The following is a 23,469-nucleotide window of genomic DNA, read 5'->3' as shown; positions in this document are numbered from 1 at the left end:
TTTACTAAGTGCATTACGAATTAATTTTTTTAATTTCGTAAAGATCTGTTCTTCGGTCTTTTAATATTTTAACAGCCGCCATGTTCATGGAGCTCTTTCAGGAGATTAAGATCAACATCTACAATTAAAGTCATCTCGGTGTTTGGAGTTGCTTCTGCTTTAATTCCGTTACTTGGAAAAGCAAAATCTGATGGTGTGAAGACCGAAGCCTGCGCATATTGTATATCCATATTATTTACTTTTGGAAGATTTCCAACACATCCCGCTATAGCTACATAACATTCGTTTTCTATTGCTCGCGCCTGTGAACAATGTTTTACTCGAGTGTAACCATTTTGTGTGTCTGTTAAAAACGGAACAAATAATATATTCATTCCTTCATCTGCCAAAAGTCTCGAAAGCTCTGGAAACTCAACATCATAACAGATCAAAATCCCGATTTTACCGCAATCTGTATCGAAGGTTTTAAATTGAGAACCGCCTTTCATTCCCCAATGAATAACTTCGTTTGGCGTAATGTGAATTTTGGTATACATTTCCGAAGTTCCATCTCTTTTGCATAAAAAACCAACATTGTAAAGATTACCGTTTTCTAAATACGGCATACTTCCCGTAATAATATTGATGTTGTACGAAATAGCAAATTCCTGAAAACGTTTTCTAATTGGATCAGAATGGCGTGCCAGTTCACGAATCGCTTCAGCTTCAGATAAATGATTATAATCAGCCATTAAAGGCGCGATGAATAATTCTGGAAAGAGGGCAAAATCAGATCCATATCCAGAAACGACATCGATAAAAAATTCGGCTTGCTCAAATAATGCTTCCACATTGTTTAACGGACGCATCTGCCATTGAATTAATCCCAGGCGAATGATGTTTTTCTTAAGGTTTATTAGTCGTGGACTTTCATCGTAATAAATGTTATTCCACTCTAGTAAAACGGCAAATTCTTTAGATTCTTCATCACCTTCCAAATAATTTTTGATGATTCTTAAAACGTGAAAATCGTTGCTTAACTGAAAAGAAAGTACAGGGTCGTAAAGTTCTTTCATTCTAACTTTTTCAATATAAGTTTTAGGAGTCATTTTTTTGGCGTGCTCTCTATAACTCGGAATTCGACCAGCAAAAACAATGGCTTTTAAGTTCAGTCGCTCGCAAAGTTCTTTTCTGGCATCATACAATCGACGGCCTAAACGCAGACCTCTATAGTTGGGATGAATAAATACATCTATTCCGTATAAAATTTCAGCATTAGGATTATGCGTAGAAAATTTGTAATCACCGCTAATCTGCTGATAATTATGTTTTTTGTCTACCATTTTTTCATCAACAATAAGTGAAAGTGCAGAGCCAACTACTTTTCCATCAACTAAAATTACCAGTTGTCCTTCTGGAAAAATAGAAAGAAGTCTCTCTATGTCTTCAGATCCCCAATACGAATCGGCCATTTCTGGATACGACTCGATCATTGATTTTTTTAATTGTTTATAGTCTTCAATTTCTAAATTTCGTAATTCGACTTTATTAATTTTTGCCTGCATATAGTAAGATTTATCTCAAATATACAAAAAAGAATTTCCATTTACAAACGCTTACAAATAGTTACAGTCGATAGTAAATAGTTAGTAACCGACTGTCACTCGCCGCATTTTTTCATCTTTGCACCGTTGAAGTTGATAAACAATTTCAATTTATAATAACTTTAAAATAATATACGCCATGAATGCAATGAAAAACAGAGTACAATTAATTGGGAATGTAGGGAATGATCCAGAAATTAAAACATTAGAAAGCGGTAAAAAGCTGGCGCACTTAACAATCGCTACAAATGATGTTTACAGAAACGACAAAGGTGATAAAGTGGAACAAACCGAATGGCATCGCGTAACGGCTTGGGGAAAAACGGCTGAAATTATCGAAAAGTTTGTCGTGAAGGGAAAAGAAGTTGCGATTGACGGAAAGCTGACGCATAGAAGTTACGACGATAAAAACGGCGAAAAGCGTTATATAACCGAAGTAGTGGTAAATGAAATTTTACTTCTTAGTAAATAATCTTTGTTGGATAAAGCAAACCCGACAGTCCCGAAGCGTCGGGATAAAACCTGTCGGGTTTAATTTTTATCAATATCTAATTATAAAACCGATGCGCCATTTATATCAGTTGTAAGTACTTCGCTCATATAATCAAAAAACGATCTCATATTTTTGAATGCTTCTAAAGCTTGTTCTAGAAAAAGTGGACTCAAAACCTCTTCATCTGTAAAATGTTTAATGACCAAAAATTGCTTAAAACGAAGTAAATCAATTGCTGGATGATTGACATCAAACCCTTTTGGTGCTGTTTTGAGTTGTTCGCCCTGCAAAGTCCCAAAATTACTGACGAAAGATTTTGAGTTCAATATTTCCTGGAAAGTTTCGGGATCGTGAGCAAACTCTGCTCTGATTCTTTTTAAATCTGCGGCATTTGGTCCCCAAAAGCCTCCGGCAAAGAAACTATTCCCTTTCTCCAAATGGAAATAATAACCACCGCGTCTTGCTTGCTGTTGAACGGGTATAACTTCCGCCCCAAAAAGTTTTGAAAGGAGTTTTGTCTTTAGAAAAACGAATGTCACGATAAATTCTGTAAACGCTTTTTTTGCCTGAAGCATTTTCCAAAACATCGGTTTTAGAAAGTTCTTTCAGTAAAGCGCCTGCAAATGTTTCAATGTGGTTTAATTCGACTAAATATTCAGATTTATGATTTTCAAACCAAGGCTTGTTGTTGTTTTCTTTAAGTTTAGATAAGAAATCAAGACTTGATTTGGGTATAATGATGTTGTTTTCCATAATTAAATTTGAAACCTTTTTAGAATAGAAGATAAAAGTAAAAAACCCACCAGATGTGGTGGGTTTTTCTATATTTTGTTAAGCCGTTTTTTTGAATAAATCAAACATAGGACAGCGTGAACAGCGTTTCTTTTCGCTCTTTTTATATTTTTCACAACAAGAAGATTTACAATTTTCAATCTTCTTAATTTTATCAAGGATATCTTTATTCTTCTTTTTCTTTTTATCCTTTTTCTTGTCCTTGTCTTTTTCTTTCTTGCTCAATTTTCCTCCGTATTATAAAACAGAGACAAATATAAAAGAAAAAAGTTATTTTTAAATATTCTAAATAAACTTTAACTTTTTTATTTAGGATTAATTGCGATCGAGCTAGTAACTGTTAACTGCTGAATATCACGGTCAAACAAGTAAAGTCCACCTTTATCTTCACCAATCAAGTTGATTTTATCTAAAATAGACTTAGCTGTAGCTTCTTCTTCAATTTGTTCAGAAACATACCATTGTAAGAAATTATGTGTTGCATAATCTTTTTCTTCAAAAGTTATGTGTACTAATTCGTTGATAGATTGCGAAACAAAAATTTCATGATTGTAAAGCTCTTCGAACATTTCTTTAAAAGTAGAATATGTTATTCTAGGCGCTTTTAGATCTGTAACCTGAGCATGTCCTCCGCGTTCGTTAACATACTTAACCAATTTAAGCATATGTGCGCGCTCTTCGTCTGACTGTGTGTACATAAATTGAGCAATTCCCTCAAGTCCGTGTACTTCAGCCCAACAAGCCATAGAAAGATAAGTTTGCGAAGATTCTGCTTCTATGCGGATTTGCTTGTTTAAAGCCGATTCAATATTTTTTGATAGCATAATATGTGTCTTTTTGGTAAAGTTAAAAAAAATAATCCACAACGTTTTTTGAAAGCTCGAAAACATTAACATTTGGATTAATTCTCAATAAATTTAACGGGTTTTTATTTCACCAAAAGAAGTTGGTTTTGAAAAAACAGCTTTATTTATAATCGGATTTGTGTTTTCCTCAGGCATGAAACCATCATTGAATTTTCGCATTATAAATTGTTTTGAAGTAAAGTCATAATAGCCCAAAATATAATAATCTTTAAATTTGAATATATTTTGAAATGTCTGCTCTTTTCTGAAGACTTAAAAAATAATAAATATTATCTGTGGCGAATGGCTGTTGGGGCTCTTTTATAAAATCCAAGTTGTTATTTAATACACTTTCAAAATAAACACTTTGGCTGTTATATGTTTGTGGAAAATTTCCATAAATATTATAATATTCTTCTTCTTTAGGAGATCCTCCTATGGTGATAAATGTATTTTGTTTGTTTTTAAAAGCGGTCAAGCCGATGTTTAAGAATGCTAAACGGTTTAAAAAATCAGCTGTTTTTTTTAATTCGACTGGTCTTCTGCTGTCTGTCAAAAGGAATAATGGAGAATTTTTAAAATTAATAGTGTCATTTTTCAAAGTGCTGACAGTTTTTAGTATTTGGCCGGAGTTATAATCTTTAATTTCAGCCACTATCACGTATTTATTGGCGTTTATTTGATAGAGTTTATCATCAGCGAGAAATGAATTGCTTACATTATTTGATTTATCAATAAGCGTACGCGGAAAAGATTTTTCCTTAATGGTTTGATTTTCTAGATCCAGATCAAATACGTGTGTGTTTTTTGTATTGTAATCTAAAGTCAATATTAAACGATTGTTTTTTAAGTAAATTTTGCTCTTTTGTGCGCTTTTATCTAAAGGAGTAAAATCATCTGCATCAATTTTTTCGATCGGATTTTCATCAACAACTTTATTAAAAGTGATCAATTGCGAGTTTCTGTACTTAAAATCAAAAGAAGAAAAATCAAATTCTTTTTTTCTACAATTCCATTTTTAAACGTATGCACTATTAAAACCTGCTGGTCTTCATATTTTGAAAGAACATAAAATGTATTGTTTTCTTGAAAAGTAGTTACGATGTAGTTTGGTATTGAAGGGAAATCAAACTTTACCATTTTTACTGTTTTATTCTCCAAAGAATATTTTACGGCAATAATGTTTTTGAAATCTTCAGAAGCCCAATATAAATAAGGGTTTCCATCTTCTTCAAAACTATATCCAACAAGTAATTTATTGACCGTTTTGGGAAAAGTCAATTGATCTTTAAAAAATAAGGCGCTATTGTATTTTAGAATAGTGATATTTTCGCCGCTAGTGACAAAAACAAATACATCGTGGGTTTGCTTGTTCTCGACATTTAAAATCTGAATGTTTTCATCCGTTTTTTTTAGATCTAACGGAAATGAAGTCAGCATAGTTTGACTAAATAGCGCTGAATTAGAGACTAGTAAGAATAAGAGTAGCAGTTTTTTCATGAATCTTGTCTGACAAAAATCATTCCAGTCTGAACTATTATTTAACTTCAAGTGTCCAATACAAAGCTCAAAACCTTGAATTAACTGGATTTTGAATAAAAAAAAGCCCTAAAGAATTTTCTTTAGGGCTTCAATTTTTGCAGTGAAAAAAATTATTTCACAATAAAAGTAACTCTACGTGCTAATCTTCTAGCTTCGTCAGAATCTTTTTGGATTGATGTATCTGCACCATTCGCTACTACATTTAGACGAGAAGAAGCGATTCCAGCTTTTTCAAAAATTGTCTTAACATTTGTTGCTCTAGCGTTTGATAATCTTTCGTTGTATTCTGCTTTTCCAACTTGATCAGCATAACCTACAAGGTCAATTGACGCAGATGGGTTTTTTCTTAAGTAATTTAAAACAACATCGATAGTCGCAGTTGAGTTTTCGATTGGAGTTGATTTGTTGAAATCAAAGTATACACTGTAGTACTTATCATTGATCATTTTTTTGATCAAATCGTTATCAACTACTTGTGCAGGACTAACTTGTTTCTCGATAACTACTTCTTTTTGTGCAGGAATCTTTTTGATTTGCGCTTCAAGATCTGCTACTTTGTTTTCTAAAGCTGAAATATCAGTGTTGTCGCTTGACATTACTGTCCAATCTGCATGTTTAGTGTTTTTACCTAGATACACATTTAATCCAACTGTACCATTGAAAAGTAATCCTGAAAAACCTCTGTTTCCAGCAACATAAGCACCATCAAAAGTATGATCTTGTGTTGAATTTAAAATTGTAGAGAAATCACCGGTTAAGGCAACTCTGTTTGATAATCTTATTTGTCCGGTAACACCAGCAATAAAGTTACCAACTCTGTCTCTTCCTTTAAAATTATCACTCTCTAATTGACCAACACCAAAACCAGCATGTCCTAACAAACCAAACGTATTAGTCCAAGTTTCAAAATTCATGATTCGGCCTAAGTTTGCTACAGCCTGCAAATCTATTCTGTAGTATTTTGAGTCAAATTCCAAAGAATTACTTTTATTAGTAAAACTATTGTACCCAAAATCAGCTTTCAAACCAAATTTGTTGTTAAACATATAACGCACTCCAAAATCACCAACCCAAGGGCTTGGAGTATCCGTAGAATAACCTGCCGCAAATGGTCTTTGAGGTTTAGTCAATCCGCCAGCTAACTCTATAGACCATTTATTAAATCCACTGTTGTTTTCTGTTTGTGCATGAAGTCCTGTTAATCCAAGAGCAAATGCAAGAGTCATTACAACTTTTTTCATTGTTATTGATTTTAAATTTGGTTCAAAACAACGACAAATTGTAAGTAAAAGCTTCCAGTAAAAGTCAAAAAAGTATCAGAATAGGGTAAATAACAAACTCATTTCGCATTCAAAAACTTTTTAAGAATGGAGAAAAAGTAATTTTAAATTATAAGTATTTGATGTTGATGTGTTTAGTCAAATCCGTCAATGAATTTTCGCAAAACGTATGCTTTTGAGTTCACATCATAATATCCCAAAATACTGTAATTATTTAATTTGAGAATGTTGATAAGAAAAACTTCTTTGTGAGAATCTATAAAGTAATACATCTTATCGGTCGCCAATGGTTCGTGTGTTTCTTGCGTTAATTCAAATTTTTTAGTCCAGACACTTTCAAAATATACCGAATAATTTGTGTCTAAATTATAATAGCCCGAGGAAGGGAAGTCTCCCATAAAATCATCAAACATATTGTGGCCGTTAATAAATATGGCTTTAGATTCTTGGCCGCTTCCTCCCAATGTTATAAAAAGATTTTTATTGTTTTTAAATACAGAAAGACCTGCGCTTAAAGAAGCTAATTCTTTTAAAAACTTACTTGTTTTCTTTAGATCTTTTGGTCTGCGATTTTCAATCTGCATTAACAGCGACGAATTGCTAAAACGAATAGTGTCGTTTTTGGAAACAACAAATGTTTTTACAGCTTCACCAGAATTATAATCTTTAATGTCAAATAAAAGTTCGTCTGAATTGACATTAACTTGATAAAGCTTGTTTTCGTGGTAAAAAGAGTTTGACGTTTTTGGGTTTTTATGGCCCGAAGGTCTGCATAAATGTTTTTTCTGTTATCTCTAAATTTTCTAGATTGATGTCAAACAGCTGTGTCTTTCTTATACTTTGATCTAAAGTTAGAATCAAGCGATTTGGAAGTGTATATAATTTGCTTTTTGCAACCGCTTTATACAACGGATTATATTCTCCAGAATCCATTTTTTCAATCGGATTTTCATTCAAAATCTGATTAAAGGTTTTCTCGTCGCGTTCTGCGATCACGGAAAGTAAAAGAACTAAAATCGAGAAATTTCTCCTCGGCCATTCCGTTTTTAAATACAAAAACCGTTAAAGCCTGTTTCTCGTTATATTGCGAGCAACAGATAAAAATTATTGTCCTTTTGATATTGCGTAATTATAGATTGCTCTTCAAGAGGAATTTTAAACTTCAATGCTTTGGAAGTTTTATTTTCAAAATAATATTTAATTATAATAATGCTTTTCTCCTGTTCAGAAAACCAATATAAGGTTGGGTTTCCATCTTCGCTGAAACTATAACCTATTAAAGATTTGTTTTCTACGAATTGTCGAGAGGTAACAAATTTATCCTTTAAGAAAAGGGCGCTGTTGTATTTTAGTATGGAAAGACTGTCGGAATCCGCGATAAAAACAAAAACATCATGAGTCACTTTGTTCTCTGCATTTAAAATCGCGCTGTGTGATTTACTTTTTAAATCTAATGGATAAGAGGTTAGTACTGTTTGACTTAACGTGACAGTGCTAAAGACTAAAGACCAAAAAAGAAAGATTTGTTTCATGTTTTTTTACGCTCAAAAATCATTCCGTATATACTATTTATTCATAAGCTCCTGAAATAAGTCTACAAATTGACCAACATGCATTCCATCCATTAAACCATGATGTACATAAACCGCCATAGAAATGGTTCTTTTTCCAGTTTCAGAGACCATCATTTTTCCAAATGAAATTTTAGGACAGCTGTCAGGATAAGTAAAACTTCTGGCATGTGTAAGTGATGTGAAATTTAACCACGGAATTGCCGAAAAGTGAATTAAATTATCATCATCAAAAGACCTTGTGAAAAGTCCGGTTGTGTTTTGAATGCGTTCGATTTCTGTTAATGCAATTTTTTCAAATGTTTTAAAATCGGGATCGTATTCAATTAATGAAAATCCGAATGTGCCGTCTTCGCGCCCAATTGTCGCAGATGCATCTATGCGATCGTTAATATAGATTTTATTTTCTGAAATTCGGTATCTAAAATTTTCAATTGCATTTACAGCAGTTAAAGTTTTATGCAGATAGAAAATGAAAAAGGAGGCGTTCATACTTTTTGCGGTTTGATAAGCTTTGGTACAATCAATTTCTACAGTGGCGCCAAAAAAAGGTTCTTCCATCTGTTTAAAATGAGCAAAATGCTCTTTTCTATTCCAGTTTTCTAAGTCTAAAAGTGTTTTCATTATAGTAAATTAGGAACAACTTCTGCAATAGTTTCAAATGAACTAAAGTGTTGGTGTTCTACTTTGTGATTTATTTTTTCGTGTTCCCAAGTCGTGTGAAAGGGAATATGAACTGCGTAACCGCCAATTCCCAATACGGGCAGAACATCAGATTTTAATGAATTTCCGATCATTAAAAACTCATGCGCCTGAATGTCTAAACGGCCCAATAGTTTTTCATAATCAATTTCCTGCTTGTCTGACATTACTTCGATATGATGAAAATAATGCCCTAAACCAGAACGATGCAGTTTACTGTGCTGATCTTTCAAATCGCCTTTTGTAGCAACGACCAATTTGTATTTTCCGTGTAAAGACTGTAACGTATCTTCGATTCCGTCCAAAAGTTCGATTGGTTTTTCGAGCAGTTCTTTTCCATATTGAATGATTTTTTCGATTACTTCAACTGGAATTGTGTTGTTCGAAATATTCATCGCGACTTCAATCATCGAAAGAATATAGCCTTTAATTCCGTAACCGTACAAAGGTAAATTGGCAATTTCAATTTTAAATAACTCTTGCGAAATGCCTTGATGCGAAAGATAATCTTCCATCAAAGCGCAGAATTTATGTTCGGTTTCTTGAAAATAAGGTTCGTTTACAAACAAAGTATCATCGGCATCAAATGCGATTACTTTTAAATTTGGAATTTTGCTTTTATGTAACATATTTTTTTTGTTTCAGGTTTCAGGTTTTCTTTGTTTCAGGTTTTTTCTGCCACGAATTCACGAATTTTAGCTAATTTTTTGCCACAGATTGAGATGATTTAAAGATTAAAATATCTGCTCAATCTCCAAAATCTGCGAGAGAACTTTTCCATCACAAATTGCACGAATATTTAAAGCCAATCTGTATGAAAAATTTCTCCATCTAATCCTTAGAAAAAAGCCTTTTCAAAGAAATAGTTTTATCGTAAAAAGTGATTCGGATTCCGAAAAGTAGAACGATACCGCCGAAAACCATTTGTAAAGTTATTTTTTCTTCTAAAAACAACCAAGCTAAAATCGATGTAATTACTGCTTGACTTAATAAACTCAACGAAACTCTGGTCGCGCGCATATGTTGTGTCGCGTAACTAATCGAAAGCCAGGCGCACAATTGACAAATTACGGCTTGTAAAACTAATACGAACCAGCCTGCATTTGAAAATCCTGTAAAAGGTTCGTCCAGCGAATAACATAAAACTCCCAAATAAATGCTCGAAGCAAATAAACTAATTGTCATAAACGATAAAACATCTACTTCTGAAAGTACATTTTTGCTGACCAAAAGATAAATCGAATATAAGATTCCCGATAAAACCGCAAATAGAAATGCCTGATTGAAATTTAGATCAATAAAAAATTCAAATCCAACCAAAGTTATCATTCCGAATAAAGACACGACAGTTCCGATCCAAAAGTTGGTGGCAGGTTTTGATTTTAAAAATAAAAAAGTACCAATTCCAACCCAAACTGGAGATAAATTCGTCAGCGACGAAGCCTGAGTCGCACTTGATTCCTGAATGGCAATATTCCAAACCGCCACATCTGATGAAAATAAAACACCGCAAAGCATCGCTAAAAGTGCAAATTTTAGAGTTGGAAGTTTGAAGTTATTACTAAAAAGAACGTAGGGAAGTAATAAAATAAAAGCAAAGAACATTCGATAAAATGCCGAAATTAATCCTGGCGTCAAACGCAGTTTTACTAATATCGGGAAAATCGAAATACAGAGTATACCGCAGATTAAAGCTAATCTTGGTTTGGTGAGTTTCATTGAATGAATTTTAATCGTGTATTATTTTTCAAAGATAACTTAGAAAGCAACTATTTTGAAAGGAAAAAGCGCGAATCGATTAAAAATAGTAATTGATTCACGCTTTTTTGTTGTTTTAAGCGACTAAAAATTTACTGCAGGCTTTCTGAATTTGTTTATCCGAAAACGGTTCGAGTGTTTCGGCAAGCATTTCAACGGTTTTGATGCATTCCATCATTTTTGATCTTAGCTCTTTGTCATCTCCCAATTCTGTTTCAAGAATTCGATTGAAAATTTCGGACAGATAATTGGGCTGTTCTCTAAAATCTCCTTCAAACCATAAATCGGAAAGGAATTTTGCTATCGATGGTATCACATCGTGGTGTGTTGGTTTTTGATTTTCTCTTTTTTGCATAAACCTGAAAATATTAAACGCACGAATCCCTCGTTTTAGATGTGCAAAAAATACCCCATAGGGATAGGTTTTCCCATTGTTTCCGCAGGGACATCATGACGAGGGATTCGCTTATGTTAACTCTGTTTGAAAGTTTCTAAATAAATCCTATAGTGTATTTTTTGCAGAACAAACTTACAAATATAAATTTGAAAGAAACAACAAAATGTAAGAATTTTATTTTGTTTTTGTTTTGCCGTTTTGTCATTTCGAGGAACGAGAAATCGCACTAGAAACTCAACAACAGTGCGTGAATCTCGCGTGCGATTTGCTTCGCTTATTCGCTATCGCTCGAGTCTCGTTCCTCGAAATGACAAACGATATATTTACTGTCTAAATCAGTTTAGTTTACAGTCTCTCCATTTGGTACATCCGCATCTGGATTTACAAAAACCAATTTTCCTTCCGCGTTTGTTGTCATCAAGATCATTCCTTGGCTTTCAACACCGCGTAAAGCTCTTGGAGCAAGGTTTGCTAATACAGAAACACGTTTTCCGATAATTTCTTCTGGCGAAAAACTCTCTGCAATTCCTGAAACAATCGTACGAACATCAATTCCGGTATCAACTTTAAGAACTAACAGTTTGTTTGCTTTCGGCATTTTTTCAGCTTCCAAAATAGTTCCGATACGAATATCCATTTTCGCAAAATCCTCAAACTGAATTAAGTCTTTTTGCGGTTCTGGTTGCTTGCTTTCAGCAAGATTAGCCGTTTTTGTTGCTTCCAATTTATCTATTTGTTTTTGTATTTCTTCGTCTTCTATTTTTGCAAAAAGCAATTCTGCTTCACCAATTTTATGTCCTGCTGGAATTAAATCTGAATTTTCAGAAATGTCATTCCAACCTAATTTTTTATCCAAAATAATGTCTTTTGCATCACGATCTTTCTCTTTCAAGAATTTGCTGAATCCTGCAAAATGTTCTTTAAGATCACCTAAATTCAGGATTTTAGACAATTTAGCCGATGTAAAAGGTAAAAACGGTTCAGCTAAAACGCTCAAAGCAAGAGCAATTTGCAACGCCACATAAATTTGCGTTTTTACACGCTCTGGATTGTCTTTCATTACTTTCCAAGGCTCTTCATCAGCAAGATATTTATTTCCTAGACGCGCCACATTCATCAATTCGCCCAAAGCTTCACGGAATCTGTAACGCTCAACCGAACTTGAAATCACAGCTGGATACGCTTTTAATTCGGCTAAAGTTTGTTCGTCAACTTCAGTAAATTCATTTGGCGTCGGAATAACACCTTCGTAATATTTGTTGGTTAAAACCACAACACGATTAATGAAATTTCCGAAAATCGCAACCAATTCATTATTATTTCTCGCCTGGAAATCTTTCCAAGTAAAATCATTATCTTTTGTTTCCGGCGCGTTTGATGTTAATGCATAACGCAAAACATCCTGTTTGTCTGGGAACTCTTCTAAATATTCGTGTAACCAAACCGCCCAGTTTTTAGAAGTCGAAAGTTTGTTTCCTTCCAAATTCAAAAACTCATTTGCAGGAACGTTGTCTGGCAAAATATAACTTCCTTCGGCTTTAAGCATGGCAGGGAAAATGATACAGTGAAAAACAATATTGTCTTTCCCTATAAAGTGAACCAATTTCGTTTCTTCATCTTTCCAATACGGTTCCCAGTCTTTTCCTTCGCGCGTCGCCCATTCTTTCGTAGACGAAATATATCCGATAGGTGCATCAAACCAAACGTATAATTTTTTTCCTTCCGCACCTTCAACAGGAACATCAATTCCCCAATCCAAGTCACGTGTTACCGCACGAGGTTCCAATCCGCCGTCGATCCAAGATTTTACTTGTCCGTAAACGTTAGGTTTCCAGTCGTTTTTATGTCCAACCAAAATCCATTCTGTCAAGAAATCAGAATAACGGTCTAAAGGTAAAAACCAGTGTTTCGTTTCTTTTAAGATTGGAGTTTCTCCTGTAATCGTAGATTTTGGATTAATCAAATCTGTCGCATTCAAAGTCGATCCGCAGTTTTCACATTGATCGCCGTAAGCTCCTTCATTACCACATCTTGGGCAAGTTCCAACCACAAAACGATCTGCTAAAAACTGATCTGCTTTTGCATCGTACAATTGCTCTGTTACTTCTTCAATAAAATCACCATTATCATACAGTTTTCTAAAAAATTCCTGAGCCGTATCATGATGAATTTTTGCCGAAGTACGAGAATAATTATCAAATGAAATTCCGAAATCAGAGAATGATTTTCTTATAATTCCATCATATTTATCAATAACTTCTTGTGGTGTAATTCCTTCTTTTTTGGCTTTCATCGAAATTGCAACGCCGTGTTCATCGCTTCCGCAAATAAATGCAACGTCTTTTCCTTGCAAACGCAAGTATCTCGAATATATATCTGCAGGCACGTAAACACCCGCCAAATGCCCAATATGAATAGGTCCGTTGGTGTAAGGCAATGCCGCTGTGATAGTATATCTCTTTGGATTCTGTGTCATAACTCAATTTTATTGAGTGCAAAAATAAGCAATAGAATTGAGATTTTAATATTGATAGGAGAATCGCACGTAATTTCGCAGAGTCGCACGAATAAAAACACAAAGTTTCGCAGAGATTTTTTATCTGTTTGTGTTAAAAGAATCTCGCAAAGTCGCGAAGTCGCAAAGTTTTTGTTTCACGCAGATTCCGCAGATTTAATTAGAAAATCCCTTTAATCCTTTAATATGGGGCATTAATTTAAAAATTTTGCGACTTCGCGACTTTGCGAGATTAATTCGATTTGCTTTAAAATAGATTAGCGTTTCACTTCGAAAAATCTCTTTGCATCTCTGTAAAACAACCCCACAAAATAGAACCAGTTTAAACTACGTTTGCCTCTTATAAATAAAGATATATTTCGCAATCTTTGCACTCGAAAAAAACAAGTTTATGAGCAAGACAAAATTAATCATCAATAAAAACGGATCTATTAAAATCGAAGGAGATTTTGAAATCATGGATCCAGAAGGAGTACTTTACGGTTTACAAGGAAGAGTCGCACTTGGCCTTTGCCGCTGCGGATTATCTGCAAACAAACCATTTTGCGATGGAGGACACAGAAACAATTTCGAACACGACTCAGTTGCGTTTGATTTACCGCCAATGAAAACAAACTAAAATTCATTTAGGTTAAAATATTTTAAAACCGCATTCTATTTGGATGCGGTTTTTTTGTGCAGTTTTTTTATAAAAGTAAGTTATTACTTAGAAAACAATATTACATTTACGCAACTTTAATTTCCCAAAAATGAAAAAACTAATAATACCACTGTTGCTTTTGTTTTTGAGTACAACGTATGCTCAAACTCAAAAAACGATTTCCAGCGATTGGACTTCTTTCAATCAGACAATTGATATTCAGACTGCTGTTACGAAGAAATTTAAGGTAATTGCTTCTGTTAAAGTCGAAACTGCAGAACCAGCATCTTGGGCTGGTGTCTGGGCAAGGGTTGATACTAAAAATGACGAAGAAGGTTTTTTTGACAATATGCAGGACAGGCCTGTAAAATCTAAGGAATGGAATTCTTATACCGTTGAAGGAACTTTAGATAAAAACAGCAAATCATTAAGTTTTGGAGGTTTGTGTATCAATAACGGAAAATTCTATTTTGACAAATTCGAATTGTTGATTGAGAACGATAAAGGTGTTTTTGAACCTTTTACAGTTTTGAATTCAAGTTTTGAAACGCCTGTAAAAAATGGGGATATTCCGAAATGGAGCTTTGGAACCTCAAAAGAAGCTATTGTTAAAGTAAAAGAATTTAAAATTTCTTCAGACAAGTCAAGTGTCGACGGAAAAAGCAGTATACTATTAGAAGGAAGCGGTATTAAACCAAGACCAGAAGCTAGAATTGGAAATGTTGAAGGAGCTTCTCCAAAAATCAGTGACATGATTTCGATGTTGGAAGACCTTAAATCTCGCGTGGAAAGAACAGTGAAAAACATGAGCCAATATGAAATTGATTATCTTCATGATGAAGAAGCCAATCGAATTGGAGCTTTGGTAATGCATTTGGTCGCGACCGAAAAATATTATCAGGTTTTTACTTTTGAAAACAGGGATTTTAATGAAGAAGAAAAGAAAATATGGAACAACGCTTTAAATCTAGATCAAGGCGGACGAGACGATTTTAAAGGTCACGATATTCAATATTATTTGGACATTTATAATCAAGTGCGAGCAAAAACAATTGAAGAATTAAAGAAAAGAGATGACGCTTGGTTTGCCCAAGTTCAGTTAAAATACGATATGACAAATCAATATTGCTGGTTTCACGTTATGGAACACCAATCAAGTCATTTAGGTCAGATTTTGTTTTTGAAAAAACGAATTCCACCAGAGAAACCGCAACAAAAAACGCTTCCAAAAGAGATTAAGAAATAAAACCAAAAAAGCCGCATCTTGAAAAATGCGGCTTTTTTTATGGATTTACGATAGTTTAAATAATCTTAATTTTAAAATACTCATTTATAAATGATAATGCAATTAAAAAAATAGAACACAATAAAAAGCTGATCAAATTAAATTTCAACGTAAACTGATGTTTTTTGGAACTTTTGTAAACCAAGAAAAACAAAAAACAGCAAACTATAAATGAAAGTGTAAGTAAGCCGATACCAAGAGAAAGTCCAAGTCTTCCTTCGTCATTTGGGCCTAATAAATTGGCTAAACCTGCCCAAAATCGCATCGCTAGCGGAAAGAGTAAAAAAGGGTATAATTCTCTTTGAGGATATTTGTTCAGCAGAAAGTAAAATACAACAGCTTGCAAAATTGTAAACAACGGTCCTGCCAATGTTACAATATTTCTATGCCACGCTTCTCTGTATTCACCAGAAACTAAATTGACAGAATTTAAAGATGCGGTCATTTTGTTTCCAAGTATTTCGCCCATGCTCCAATGAGCCAATTCGTGAAAAAGCGTGCTTAAAAAAACCGCTGTTATAATAATTAAAATGTATTTTAAATCTACTTTATTATGTGTACTATTTTTAGTCATTTTATTAATGTGGTTTTTTAATATTGTTAATGCAGTTTTATTTCTTGGTTGGTAAATAAACAAATAATAGTTGTAATATTATTCTTTCTACATCTAAAGTTCTCAGCGTATTTTTAGTATATTTTATCAGCCGACATTTTATATCAAATAATTCTTTAAACATTAAATAAATCCTACTTCAGATGAAGTAATTTTTTAAAATGTAAGTGCTTGTATTTAAATTAATTACTTTAATTTTAGTTCGGTATAAATAATGTACTTATTTATGGAAGAACTTACTCATATCAAATCAATTATCGGAATCATTCTGGGTTTAAGTTTAACGCATCTTATCAAAGGATCTGTAATTTTTATTCAACATCCCGGACGTAAGAAATTTTATTTTGTGCATGCACTGTGGGTGTTTTATGTTTTTTTAATGCTGATTCATTTTTGGTGGTGGGAGTTTAATCTTAAATTAATTCATGAATGGTATTTTGCAGATTATTTCTTTATTATCTGTTATATTTTGATTTATTATCTGCTCTGCGCCATTCTTTATCCAGACGATTTAGTAGAGTATACAGGTTATGAAGATTATTTTTATTCCAGAAAGAAGTGGTTTTTTTCTATTTTGGCCATAAGCTTCACGCCGATATAATTGATACCGCAATTAAAGGAGGAGATTATTTTTTATACAATCAAACCGAATATTTTGTTCGCGTTGTAAGCCACATTATTTTATGTTTTGTGGCAATAAAAGTCGATAATAAAAGGTTTCATATTATTTTAGTACTGCTTTTTATTATTTACGAACTCTCTTATATTTTGAGATTGTTTAATGTTGAATAAAATGATGAAAATTAAATTGCATTTAGAATGAAAATTAAACTTTCCATAGCACTCTTTTTTCTTTTGTTTTTAAACAAAGGAATGGGGCAGAACAAAATAAATCTATTCTCAGAAATCAATTACAATTCAATTCCTGCGATAAATTTAAGCGAATATAAATCGGTTCAGGAACGTGATTCACGATTTCAAAATCCGAATATTGCGTTGGGAGTCGGAATTTCTGGCAGTGGATCGAGAGCACAGTTTTTTAGTATGGGCGTTCTTTTAGGATTGGAAGAAGTTCAGGAAGAAAGTTCCAAACGCAATTTTTTAAATGAAATTGATTATTTCTCCACCGTTTCTGGAGGCTGTTATTCGGCGGGATATTATTTAACAATATTGAAAAATAAATTGCAATACGATAATTGTACTTTCAATGAATTTTATTTTTCTAAAGCAGATGCCTTTAAATCGGAAGTAAATAAATCGGCGACGCTTTTCTCTCTTTTAAATAACAGCAGAAACGAAAAAGGAGAAAAAATCTCTATGGCACAGCGGACTGGATTTAGAAGTTTTGCAATACGACAGCTCCAATCCTGAAAATCAGAATAAGTTTAAAAACCAAATGCTTTTAGCTGATTTCTTTGTTCCGAAAGACAGTAAAAAAACTCCAGAATTACCCATGATGGTGGCCAACGGAACTGCCTATAATAATGGAGAACGATTTCCTTTTATGCCGCATATTATTCGGGCATTAAAAATCAATTCGTCTTTGGCTCCCAATAAAGCATCAATTCCGCTTGACGAAAACCTAATTAATAACGGATATGATTTTCCTCTTACGTATGCTATTACGGCGAGTTCTGCTTTTCCAGGGGTTCTTCCCAAAACAAAATTCGGAATCAAAAATCAGGATAAAATTTTGTGTGTGATTGATGGCGGCGCTTCAGATAACATGGGTTATGAAACTTTGATTGAACTGCTTCATAACGACTCAAAAGTGAAAGACAAAAACAAAAAAGCACTTTTTATAGATTGTTTAGGCCAAGGTAAAAAAGCACCTTTTATAAATGATGAAAAAATCAGATTGATTTCCTTGTTAGAAACGGCTTCATTATATACCGTGCAAACCCGATACATGACTTTTGAAAGAGATGTCGAAAATGTACTGGAACGCTATAAAATTCCAACTTCAAATTATCAGGTTATTGGATTTACCACTTTGCGAAATCATTTGTCAGATCTAAAAAAAGATCAGCAATACGAAGATTTGGTTACGCAGTTAAAAAACACCGATGACGAAGCTGGCAAGCTGGCTGAAGGTTCATGATGATTTTAGAAATCTGTTAATTGCTAAATTTGGAGCTGAAAGTTTTAAAAAAGACAAAAATGGCGAATTGCGGCTTTCAAGTTTAGAAAAAGAAAAGTTTAAAGATTTTGGTGCCAGCGAACTTTTAATGCTTTATGAATATTCGTCGCACGTAGAAACCAAACTCAAAATTACACCCGAAGAAAAAGAAATGCTATTGCTTTCCGGACGTTTTGCGACGTATTTAAAAACAAATGAACTGAAAGGATTACTGGCAGAAAATAAGGGCTTTTAGATTACTGTTCAAAAACAATCTTTTTTGTTGTTTTTGCTATTTTTATAATGTCATAAGGTCTCGATAATCTAGAACTAAGATCTCCGTTTTTCAATTTTTCAATTTCGACAATTATAGTATTGCGGTTTTCTGTAATTCCAACAACATCTATTGAGTGTCCGCCGCTTCCTTGTGTTCGATCAATAATGACAATGATTTGATATTGGCTGAAATCAATATTCGTTTCTTTAAAATCTTTGGTTAAATTATTTACTGCATCCATTTCAGTCAATAATTTGTTCCATGTTGCAAGCATCTTTAATAATTAAATGCCTTTGGGCTACACTTTCGTCATTAGGGAAAGAATCTCCCTTACCAACCACAGAAAACGGCACATCAGACTGAGGTAAATCGTCATTTTCACAGCTCGTTAAAGCAAGCAAAAGAGCGAAAATTAGTAAAATATGTTTCATGACTTTTGGTTTTGGTTGGAAGAACGATAAAGCACTGCTTATTTAATAGATGCTTTTTTTGTAAAAGGTTGCTTAAAGTTAGTTAAAATTTTTATGCATCATTCTTATTTATAACGTAAATTTTCATTAAAGATTGCAATAAGTTAAAGGAATGTCGTAAAAATATATTTTTTATAAAAATAGAGTTCAGAATTTAAATTTCGGTTTACTAATTTTAATAAAATTAATTGCCTCCAGCTTTAGCTGGAGGTTTTGTTATGGATCGTTAAATAGGCTTTAGCCGAAGTGTATTATTTGGCTAAAGCCCTTTATGAAGCAATATTTTTTGATCTCCAGCTAAAGCTGGAGGCAATTCAAAGATTTAGATTTTTCAATTTTTCACTTTCGAAGCTAAAACACCTTTGTCAAAGTTTCAAACTTTGACAAAGGTTTCTGTGGTTAAGGAAAATACGAAACAAGTTTTGATTGGAATAAACTATTTCAATTCATTCTCATCCATCAACATTTGTTCTCTTATGTAAGTTTGAAAAGATTTATTAGTGTAATAAAGCTCTCCGCTTTCATGCCAAAATTCAACCACATTTCCATCGTTACGATCAAAGTCAAAACCGGAAAAATCGCCAGAAAAATTATCGCCAAAAAAATAAATATTGGATTTCAATTCGTAATGATCACTAAGACCCAAATCTTCTAAGTCAAACAAAGATGATGTGATATTAAATTGACAATTTCTAAAACTACCAGAACCAATTTCTTGTAAATAAGTTAGGTAATCTTGAGGTAGTTTTGGATATTCTAAAAGAAGATTTTTAATTTGATTTTTGCTTGCAAATTCCCTTTTGTTTTGCTCATCATTGTTTTCAACCTTTTTCAGGAATTCCTTTTCTAAATTATAGTTTGTTGACATAAACCAAATTAGTTTTGTTTTCTTTCACAAATATCAGAATTATAAAGTTGCAATAAACGTTTGCCTAATTCTGAATTCTCAGAATTTGCAGATATAGTTGTTTTCAGTTCTATGTTCGAAGAATTGTTTAAATAGCTTTCGATTATTAAAATAAGATTATACTCGTTTGCGCCTCCTATACTAAAACGTTTGTAATTCTTCTCAAAACTAACTATAGTTCTTTCTTTGCTTGCCTTTAATGCTTGCCAGTCTGATTTTTTATGATGAATACTAGTTCTGTCTTTTAAACTGAATTTATTGAAGTTTCTTCTTATGCTCTCACCAATGATTTCTATTGGACTTTTAAAATCAATAATCTCATATGTTTCTTGTTCAAAATATATAGGAGTTTTTATTTCCCTGCACATTGGCACAAAAATTATTTCAGAATATTTCTCCGAAATATATACATGTAAACTCTTTTGAACCTTTTTTTCCACTGTGGATTTTCGAAGAAATAAATTTTTTATTTTCATCACATTTAAATTAAAACGACAAATGTAGTGTTACTTTTCTTACTTTAAAGAAGTAGCGATTATTTATCTAATTATTTGAAATCAATTAAATTTTCCCGCAACTTTGCAAAACAAATTTTAAAAACAAATTCAAAATGGAATTCGGTAAAATCATCATTTCAGAAACTGCGCCGAAAAGCGAAAATCCGCAAGATGTTGTTAATTCAAATATTTCGGTAATTAATTTAATGCGAGAAGAAAAAATAGACGACGATTTGATTCACGAAGATGCGTTGATGAGTTACTACTTGGATTTTTACACCTCAAAATATACCGAAGGAAATTTTTCAAAATTCGTGTACGATTCTGGCTGGAATAAAGAACTTAATGAATTAATTGAAGAAGGTTTGGCCTTAATTGGAGCCGAAAAACATTTGGCTTTATTTCAGGAACAAAGTAGAAAACTGCGTTTACAAAGCAACATTAAATTGGGGAAATTTCTGCAGGGAAAATTCGACGTTCCAAATCCGTTTCGTGATCTTCTGAATAATAATGATTATTTTGAATTGGATGAAAATCTGGTCGAATTAAATGCATCGTTTTTAAAATCACATCCGGATACAGAAGTACTTTCGGTTGAAGAGATGTTCTCGGCTTTAGAAGAATTTGTTGGGCATGAAATAAAAAGAGATTAAATTATCTAAAGGGCTGTTTTTAGTTGGAATTTTTATTGTTTTAGGAAATAGGTTTTGAAATTTTAATTTTTTTAGTATGAATTGTAAGAAAATTATATATTTGAGCACCCTAAATCTTCTAAACAAATAATGCCTATGAAAAAATGTATTCTCTTAAGTGGCGTTTTATTGTCCTTGATCGCCTGCGGAAAAAGTGACAAGAGTACAAACGAAACAGAAATTCAGAATCAAGAACTGCTTTCTCAAACAGAATCAAATACTGATTTAAATAACAAACCGCTAAAAAAACTCATTTTCAAAAATCTGGATGAGATAAAAGATTCGGAAGAATTAAATCTGCCACTACTTTCTAAAGTTGCTTCCAACCTAAAAATCAAATATTCAAACATTAAAATAGACGAAACGAGTTCTATTAACTACGACGATAAAACTGCTTTTTTTGTTCTAACAACTGTAGAGCGTAATAAAAAGAGCCACAAAGCGGAAGGTTATGAAAATTTGGGAAATTATTTTCAGCGTAAATATTTATTTGTAAACAGAGAAGACGGATGCATTATTGCAGAAGAATTTGATGCTAATTTAGGTTATTATGATAATGAATCAATCCGTTTTTCTAAATCACATATTTTAAAAGATTTAGTTTATTTAAACGAAAATACTCCGGCAATTGCTTTTTACACAGAAGCCAGCGCGAGCGACGAGAATTGTATTGTATTCCGAGCGAAAATTTACATTGGTAACTTTAGCCGATAAAGAAATTAAAAAATTTTTATACGGATATCCAATTCGAATGACAAATGGAGATTCTAACGGAGGCAATACGTACCAAATAGAAACTTTGGAAACCGGTTTAAGTTTTGGAGATCATAAAACAAATGGTTTTTTTGATTTAATCATAACCAAAAACTTTTCGTACGAAGAGGCATTTGAAAGTGATTCTGAAAATAATTTAGCAGAAGAAACGAATCTGAAAACCAAAAAAGAATCGGAGAAAATAAAGTTTAACGGCAGGGAATATGCTTTTCATAGAGATGATAGGCATCGTTTTCTGGAGTAACATTTATAAATTTTAACTAATACCAAGAGCACTTTTTTAGTGCTTTTGCTGTTTCTGGGAGATTTGAGTTTTCCTTGTAAACTTTGTCCTATTGTTAACAAACATTTCCTTAAATTTGCTTCCGTTATAAAAAATACAATAGTTATAAAAATCAAGCTATGTTACAAATTGCATTTATTAGAGAAAATCAAGAGAAAGTAATCAAAGCTTTAGCAAAACGAAATATCGATGCTAAAAGCGTTGTTGAAGAAGTGGTTCAATTAGACGAAAATCGTCGTGTCGCACAGGTAGAATTAGACAATACTTTATCAGAATCTAATAAATTGTCCAAAGATATTGGCGAATTGATGAAAGCTGGTGAGAAAGCAAAAGCGGCAATCTTAAAAGAAAAAACAGTTTCGCTAAAAGAAAAAAGTAAAGAACTAAGCGAAAAAGCAGAAGCTTTGGCGGTTGAGTTAACGAATAAATTATACACATTACCAAATCTTCCAGCAGATATCGTTCCTGAAGGAAAAACTCCAGATGACAATTTGAATGTTTTTCAAGAAGGAGATATTCCAGTTTTACATGAAGGCGCACAGCCTCACTGGGAATTGGTAAAGAAATACGATATTATCGATTTTGAATTGGGTGTAAAAATCACTGGAGCTGGATTTCCTGTTTACAAAGGAAAAGGAGCAAAATTACAGCGTGCTTTAATCAATTATTTTTTAGATAAAAACACTGCCGCAGGATATAATGAAGTTCAGGTGCCTCATTTGGTAAATGAAGCTTCTGGTTTTGGAACAGGACAATTGCCAGATAAAGAAGGGCAGATGTACCATTCTACAATTGACGATTTATATTTGATTCCAACGGCTGAGGTTCCGGTTACGAATTTATTCCGTGATGTAATTTTAAACGAAAGCGATCTGCCGGTTTTACATACTGCTTATACGCCATGTTTCCGACGTGAAGCGGGTTCTTACGGAGCACACGTACGCGGATTAAATCGTTTACATCAATTTGACAAAGTAGAAATTGTACGTGTTGAACATCCTGAAAAGTCTTATGAAGCACTTGACGGAATGGTAGAACATGTAAAAGATATTTTAAAAGAATTAAAACTGCCTTATAGAGTTTTACGTCTTTGCGGAGGCGATATGGGATTCACATCTGCTTTAACGTATGATTTTGAAGTGTTTTCTACAGCACAAGACCGCTGGTTAGAAATTAGTTCTGTTTCTAACTTTGAGACTTTCCAGGCAAATCGCTTGAAATTACGTTTCAAAGACAAAGATGGAAAAAATCAATTGGCGCATACACTTAACGGAAGTTCATTAGCGCTTCCTAGAGTTTTAGCCGGAATTATTGAAAACTACCAAACTCCAGAAGGAATCGTAATTCCAGAAGTTTTACGCCCTTACTGCGGATTTGATATTATAAACTAGTTTTTTAGTTTTCAGTCGCAGTTTTCGGTCTCAGTTAGATACT

General features: G+C 33.1%; 29 protein-coding genes and 2 pseudogenes. 11 read left to right on the top strand and 20 right to left on the bottom strand.

The window, feature by feature from the left end; genetic code table 11:
* Window positions 1-13: 13 nt before the first annotated feature.
* Window positions 14-1,544, bottom strand: a pseudogene (locus ACZZ95_RS04600) (GNAT family N-acetyltransferase).
* Between the two features lie 178 nt (window positions 1,545-1,722).
* Between ACZZ95_RS04600 and ACZZ95_RS04595 the strand changes: the two are divergent.
* Entirely contained in the window at window positions 1,723-2,055 is a 333-nt protein-coding gene (locus ACZZ95_RS04595; RefSeq protein ID WP_095952966.1) for a single-stranded DNA-binding protein, read from the top strand.
* An 80-nt stretch (window positions 2,056-2,135) separates the two neighbouring features.
* On the opposite strand, the pseudogene ACZZ95_RS04590 reads toward ACZZ95_RS04595, so the two are convergent.
* From ACZZ95_RS04590 to metG, 14 genes and pseudogenes are all read right to left on the bottom strand, one after another.
* Window positions 2,136-2,829 (bottom strand): annotated as a pseudogene (locus tag ACZZ95_RS04590) (DUF2461 domain-containing protein).
* A gap of 78 nt (window positions 2,830-2,907) precedes the next feature.
* Window positions 2,908-3,093, bottom strand: coding sequence for a hypothetical protein (locus tag ACZZ95_RS04585; protein ID WP_029271150.1), 186 nt, complete (start codon window positions 3,091-3,093; stop codon window positions 2,908-2,910).
* An 80-nt stretch (window positions 3,094-3,173) separates the two neighbouring features.
* Window positions 3,174-3,692 carry a ferritin gene (locus ACZZ95_RS04580; protein ID WP_057115352.1) on the bottom strand — a complete coding sequence of 173 codons (519 nt, stop codon included), beginning with the start codon at window positions 3,690-3,692 and terminating at the stop codon, window positions 3,174-3,176.
* Window positions 3,693-3,942: 250 nt separating this feature from the next.
* Window positions 3,943-4,665, bottom strand: coding sequence for a hypothetical protein (locus tag ACZZ95_RS04575; RefSeq protein ID WP_463468189.1), 723 nt, complete (start codon window positions 4,663-4,665; stop codon window positions 3,943-3,945).
* On the bottom strand, window positions 4,662-5,153 hold the full coding sequence (locus ACZZ95_RS04570) for a hypothetical protein (protein ID WP_463468188.1): 492 nt from the start codon (window positions 5,151-5,153) through the stop codon (window positions 4,662-4,664). Before ACZZ95_RS04570 ends, ACZZ95_RS04575 begins: the two co-directional genes overlap by 4 nt.
* Window positions 5,154-5,365: 212 nt before the next feature.
* Complete coding sequence (locus tag ACZZ95_RS04565) at window positions 5,366-6,496, bottom strand: OmpA family protein (RefSeq protein WP_463468187.1); 1,131 nt, start codon at window positions 6,494-6,496, stop codon at window positions 5,366-5,368.
* A 173-nt stretch (window positions 6,497-6,669) separates the two neighbouring features.
* The gene (locus ACZZ95_RS04560; protein ID WP_463468186.1) at window positions 6,670-7,119 is read right to left on the bottom strand and encodes a hypothetical protein; all 450 of its coding nucleotides are present in this window, start codon (window positions 7,117-7,119) and stop codon (window positions 6,670-6,672) included.
* A 169-nt stretch (window positions 7,120-7,288) separates the two neighbouring features.
* Window positions 7,289-7,531 (bottom strand): hypothetical protein, encoded by a 243-nt coding sequence (locus ACZZ95_RS04555; protein WP_463468185.1) that lies wholly within the window; start codon window positions 7,529-7,531, stop codon window positions 7,289-7,291.
* A gap of 83 nt (window positions 7,532-7,614) precedes the next feature.
* Complete coding sequence (locus ACZZ95_RS04550; RefSeq protein WP_463468184.1) at window positions 7,615-8,067, bottom strand: hypothetical protein; 453 nt, start codon at window positions 8,065-8,067, stop codon at window positions 7,615-7,617.
* Between the two features lie 33 nt (window positions 8,068-8,100).
* Entirely contained in the window at window positions 8,101-8,730 is a 630-nt protein-coding gene (locus ACZZ95_RS04545) for a chloramphenicol acetyltransferase (protein WP_095952970.1), read from the bottom strand.
* The gene (locus ACZZ95_RS04540) at window positions 8,730-9,437 is read right to left on the bottom strand and encodes an HAD family hydrolase (RefSeq protein ID WP_463468183.1); all 708 of its coding nucleotides are present in this window, start codon (window positions 9,435-9,437) and stop codon (window positions 8,730-8,732) included. The genes ACZZ95_RS04545 and ACZZ95_RS04540 overlap by 1 nt, the downstream gene beginning before the upstream one ends.
* A 202-nt stretch (window positions 9,438-9,639) precedes the next feature.
* Window positions 9,640-10,527, bottom strand: a complete 888-nt coding sequence (locus ACZZ95_RS04535; RefSeq protein ID WP_463468182.1) for a DMT family transporter — start codon at window positions 10,525-10,527, stop codon at window positions 9,640-9,642.
* 115 nt (window positions 10,528-10,642) lie between these two features.
* Window positions 10,643-10,921: a hypothetical protein gene (locus ACZZ95_RS04530; RefSeq protein ID WP_463468181.1), complete on the bottom strand. Its 279-nt coding sequence runs from the start codon at window positions 10,919-10,921 to the stop codon at window positions 10,643-10,645.
* A gap of 382 nt (window positions 10,922-11,303) precedes the next feature.
* A complete protein-coding gene (gene metG, locus ACZZ95_RS04525) occupies window positions 11,304-13,439 on the bottom strand; it encodes a methionine--tRNA ligase (RefSeq protein ID WP_463468180.1) in 2,136 nt (711 codons plus the stop codon).
* 430 nt (window positions 13,440-13,869) lie between these two features.
* On the opposite strand from metG, the gene ACZZ95_RS04520 reads away from it, so the two are divergent.
* Window positions 13,870-14,097 (top strand): CDGSH iron-sulfur domain-containing protein, encoded by a 228-nt coding sequence (locus tag ACZZ95_RS04520; RefSeq protein ID WP_463468179.1) that lies wholly within the window; start codon window positions 13,870-13,872, stop codon window positions 14,095-14,097.
* A gap of 130 nt (window positions 14,098-14,227) precedes the next feature.
* A complete protein-coding gene (locus ACZZ95_RS04515) occupies window positions 14,228-15,364 on the top strand; it encodes a DinB family protein (RefSeq protein WP_463468178.1) in 1,137 nt (378 codons plus the stop codon).
* Window positions 15,365-15,419: 55 nt separating this feature from the next.
* Here ACZZ95_RS04515 and ACZZ95_RS04510 read toward each other — a convergent pair whose 3' ends face one another.
* Window positions 15,420-15,977, bottom strand: a complete 558-nt coding sequence (locus ACZZ95_RS04510) for a hypothetical protein (protein WP_463468177.1) — start codon at window positions 15,975-15,977, stop codon at window positions 15,420-15,422.
* A 265-nt stretch (window positions 15,978-16,242) separates the two neighbouring features.
* On the opposite strand from ACZZ95_RS04510, the gene ACZZ95_RS04505 reads away from it, so the two are divergent.
* The 4 genes from ACZZ95_RS04505 (at window position 16,243) to ACZZ95_RS04490 (ending at window position 18,391) form a co-directional block, all read left to right on the top strand.
* Window positions 16,243-16,617, top strand: a complete 375-nt coding sequence (locus ACZZ95_RS04505; protein ID WP_463468176.1) for a hypothetical protein — start codon at window positions 16,243-16,245, stop codon at window positions 16,615-16,617.
* A 218-nt stretch (window positions 16,618-16,835) separates the two neighbouring features.
* On the top strand, window positions 16,836-17,387 hold the full coding sequence (locus ACZZ95_RS04500) for a hypothetical protein (RefSeq protein ID WP_463468175.1): 552 nt from the start codon (window positions 16,836-16,838) through the stop codon (window positions 17,385-17,387).
* Window positions 17,362-18,117: a hypothetical protein gene (locus ACZZ95_RS04495; RefSeq protein ID WP_463468174.1), complete on the top strand. Its 756-nt coding sequence runs from the start codon at window positions 17,362-17,364 to the stop codon at window positions 18,115-18,117. Before ACZZ95_RS04500 ends, ACZZ95_RS04495 begins: the two co-directional genes overlap by 26 nt.
* Complete coding sequence (locus ACZZ95_RS04490; protein ID WP_463468173.1) at window positions 18,083-18,391, top strand: hypothetical protein; 309 nt, start codon at window positions 18,083-18,085, stop codon at window positions 18,389-18,391. Before ACZZ95_RS04495 ends, ACZZ95_RS04490 begins: the two co-directional genes overlap by 35 nt.
* A gap of 1 nt (window position 18,392) precedes the next feature.
* Here the strand turns inward: ACZZ95_RS04490 and ACZZ95_RS04485 are convergent, their stop codons facing one another.
* The 4 genes from ACZZ95_RS04485 to ACZZ95_RS04470 form a co-directional block, all read right to left on the bottom strand.
* Window positions 18,393-18,686, bottom strand: a complete 294-nt coding sequence (locus ACZZ95_RS04485) for a protease complex subunit PrcB family protein (RefSeq protein ID WP_463468172.1) — start codon at window positions 18,684-18,686, stop codon at window positions 18,393-18,395.
* Window positions 18,655-18,843, bottom strand: a complete 189-nt coding sequence (locus ACZZ95_RS04480) for a hypothetical protein (RefSeq protein ID WP_463468171.1) — start codon at window positions 18,841-18,843, stop codon at window positions 18,655-18,657. Before ACZZ95_RS04480 ends, ACZZ95_RS04485 begins: the two co-directional genes overlap by 32 nt.
* A 475-nt stretch (window positions 18,844-19,318) precedes the next feature.
* Window positions 19,319-19,750 (bottom strand): SMI1/KNR4 family protein, encoded by a 432-nt coding sequence (locus tag ACZZ95_RS04475; protein WP_463468170.1) that lies wholly within the window; start codon window positions 19,748-19,750, stop codon window positions 19,319-19,321.
* An 8-nt stretch (window positions 19,751-19,758) separates the two neighbouring features.
* Window positions 19,759-20,265 (bottom strand): hypothetical protein, encoded by a 507-nt coding sequence (locus tag ACZZ95_RS04470; RefSeq protein WP_463468169.1) that lies wholly within the window; start codon window positions 20,263-20,265, stop codon window positions 19,759-19,761.
* 134 nt (window positions 20,266-20,399) lie between these two features.
* Here ACZZ95_RS04470 and ACZZ95_RS04465 point away from each other — a divergent pair, with 134 nt between their 5' ends.
* The 4 genes from ACZZ95_RS04465 to serS all read left to right on the top strand — a co-directional run bounded on the left by ACZZ95_RS04465 (window position 20,400) and on the right by serS (window position 23,426).
* Entirely contained in the window at window positions 20,400-20,939 is a 540-nt protein-coding gene (locus tag ACZZ95_RS04465; protein ID WP_463468168.1) for a DMP19 family protein, read from the top strand.
* A 135-nt stretch (window positions 20,940-21,074) separates the two neighbouring features.
* Window positions 21,075-21,692, top strand: coding sequence for a hypothetical protein (locus ACZZ95_RS04460; RefSeq protein WP_463468167.1), 618 nt, complete (start codon window positions 21,075-21,077; stop codon window positions 21,690-21,692).
* Window positions 21,673-21,996 carry a hypothetical protein gene (locus ACZZ95_RS04455; protein ID WP_463468166.1) on the top strand — a complete coding sequence of 108 codons (324 nt, stop codon included), beginning with the start codon at window positions 21,673-21,675 and terminating at the stop codon, window positions 21,994-21,996. The genes ACZZ95_RS04460 and ACZZ95_RS04455 overlap by 20 nt, the downstream gene beginning before the upstream one ends.
* A gap of 158 nt (window positions 21,997-22,154) precedes the next feature.
* On the top strand, window positions 22,155-23,426 hold the full coding sequence (gene serS, locus ACZZ95_RS04450; protein WP_463468165.1) for a serine--tRNA ligase: 1,272 nt from the start codon (window positions 22,155-22,157) through the stop codon (window positions 23,424-23,426).
* Window positions 23,427-23,469 lie beyond the last annotated feature (43 nt).

The organism is Flavobacterium sp. AC267, from assembly GCF_979258715.1.
The sequence above is the reverse complement of the archived record's forward strand: the minus strand, read 5'-3'. Positions and strand labels throughout refer to the sequence as shown.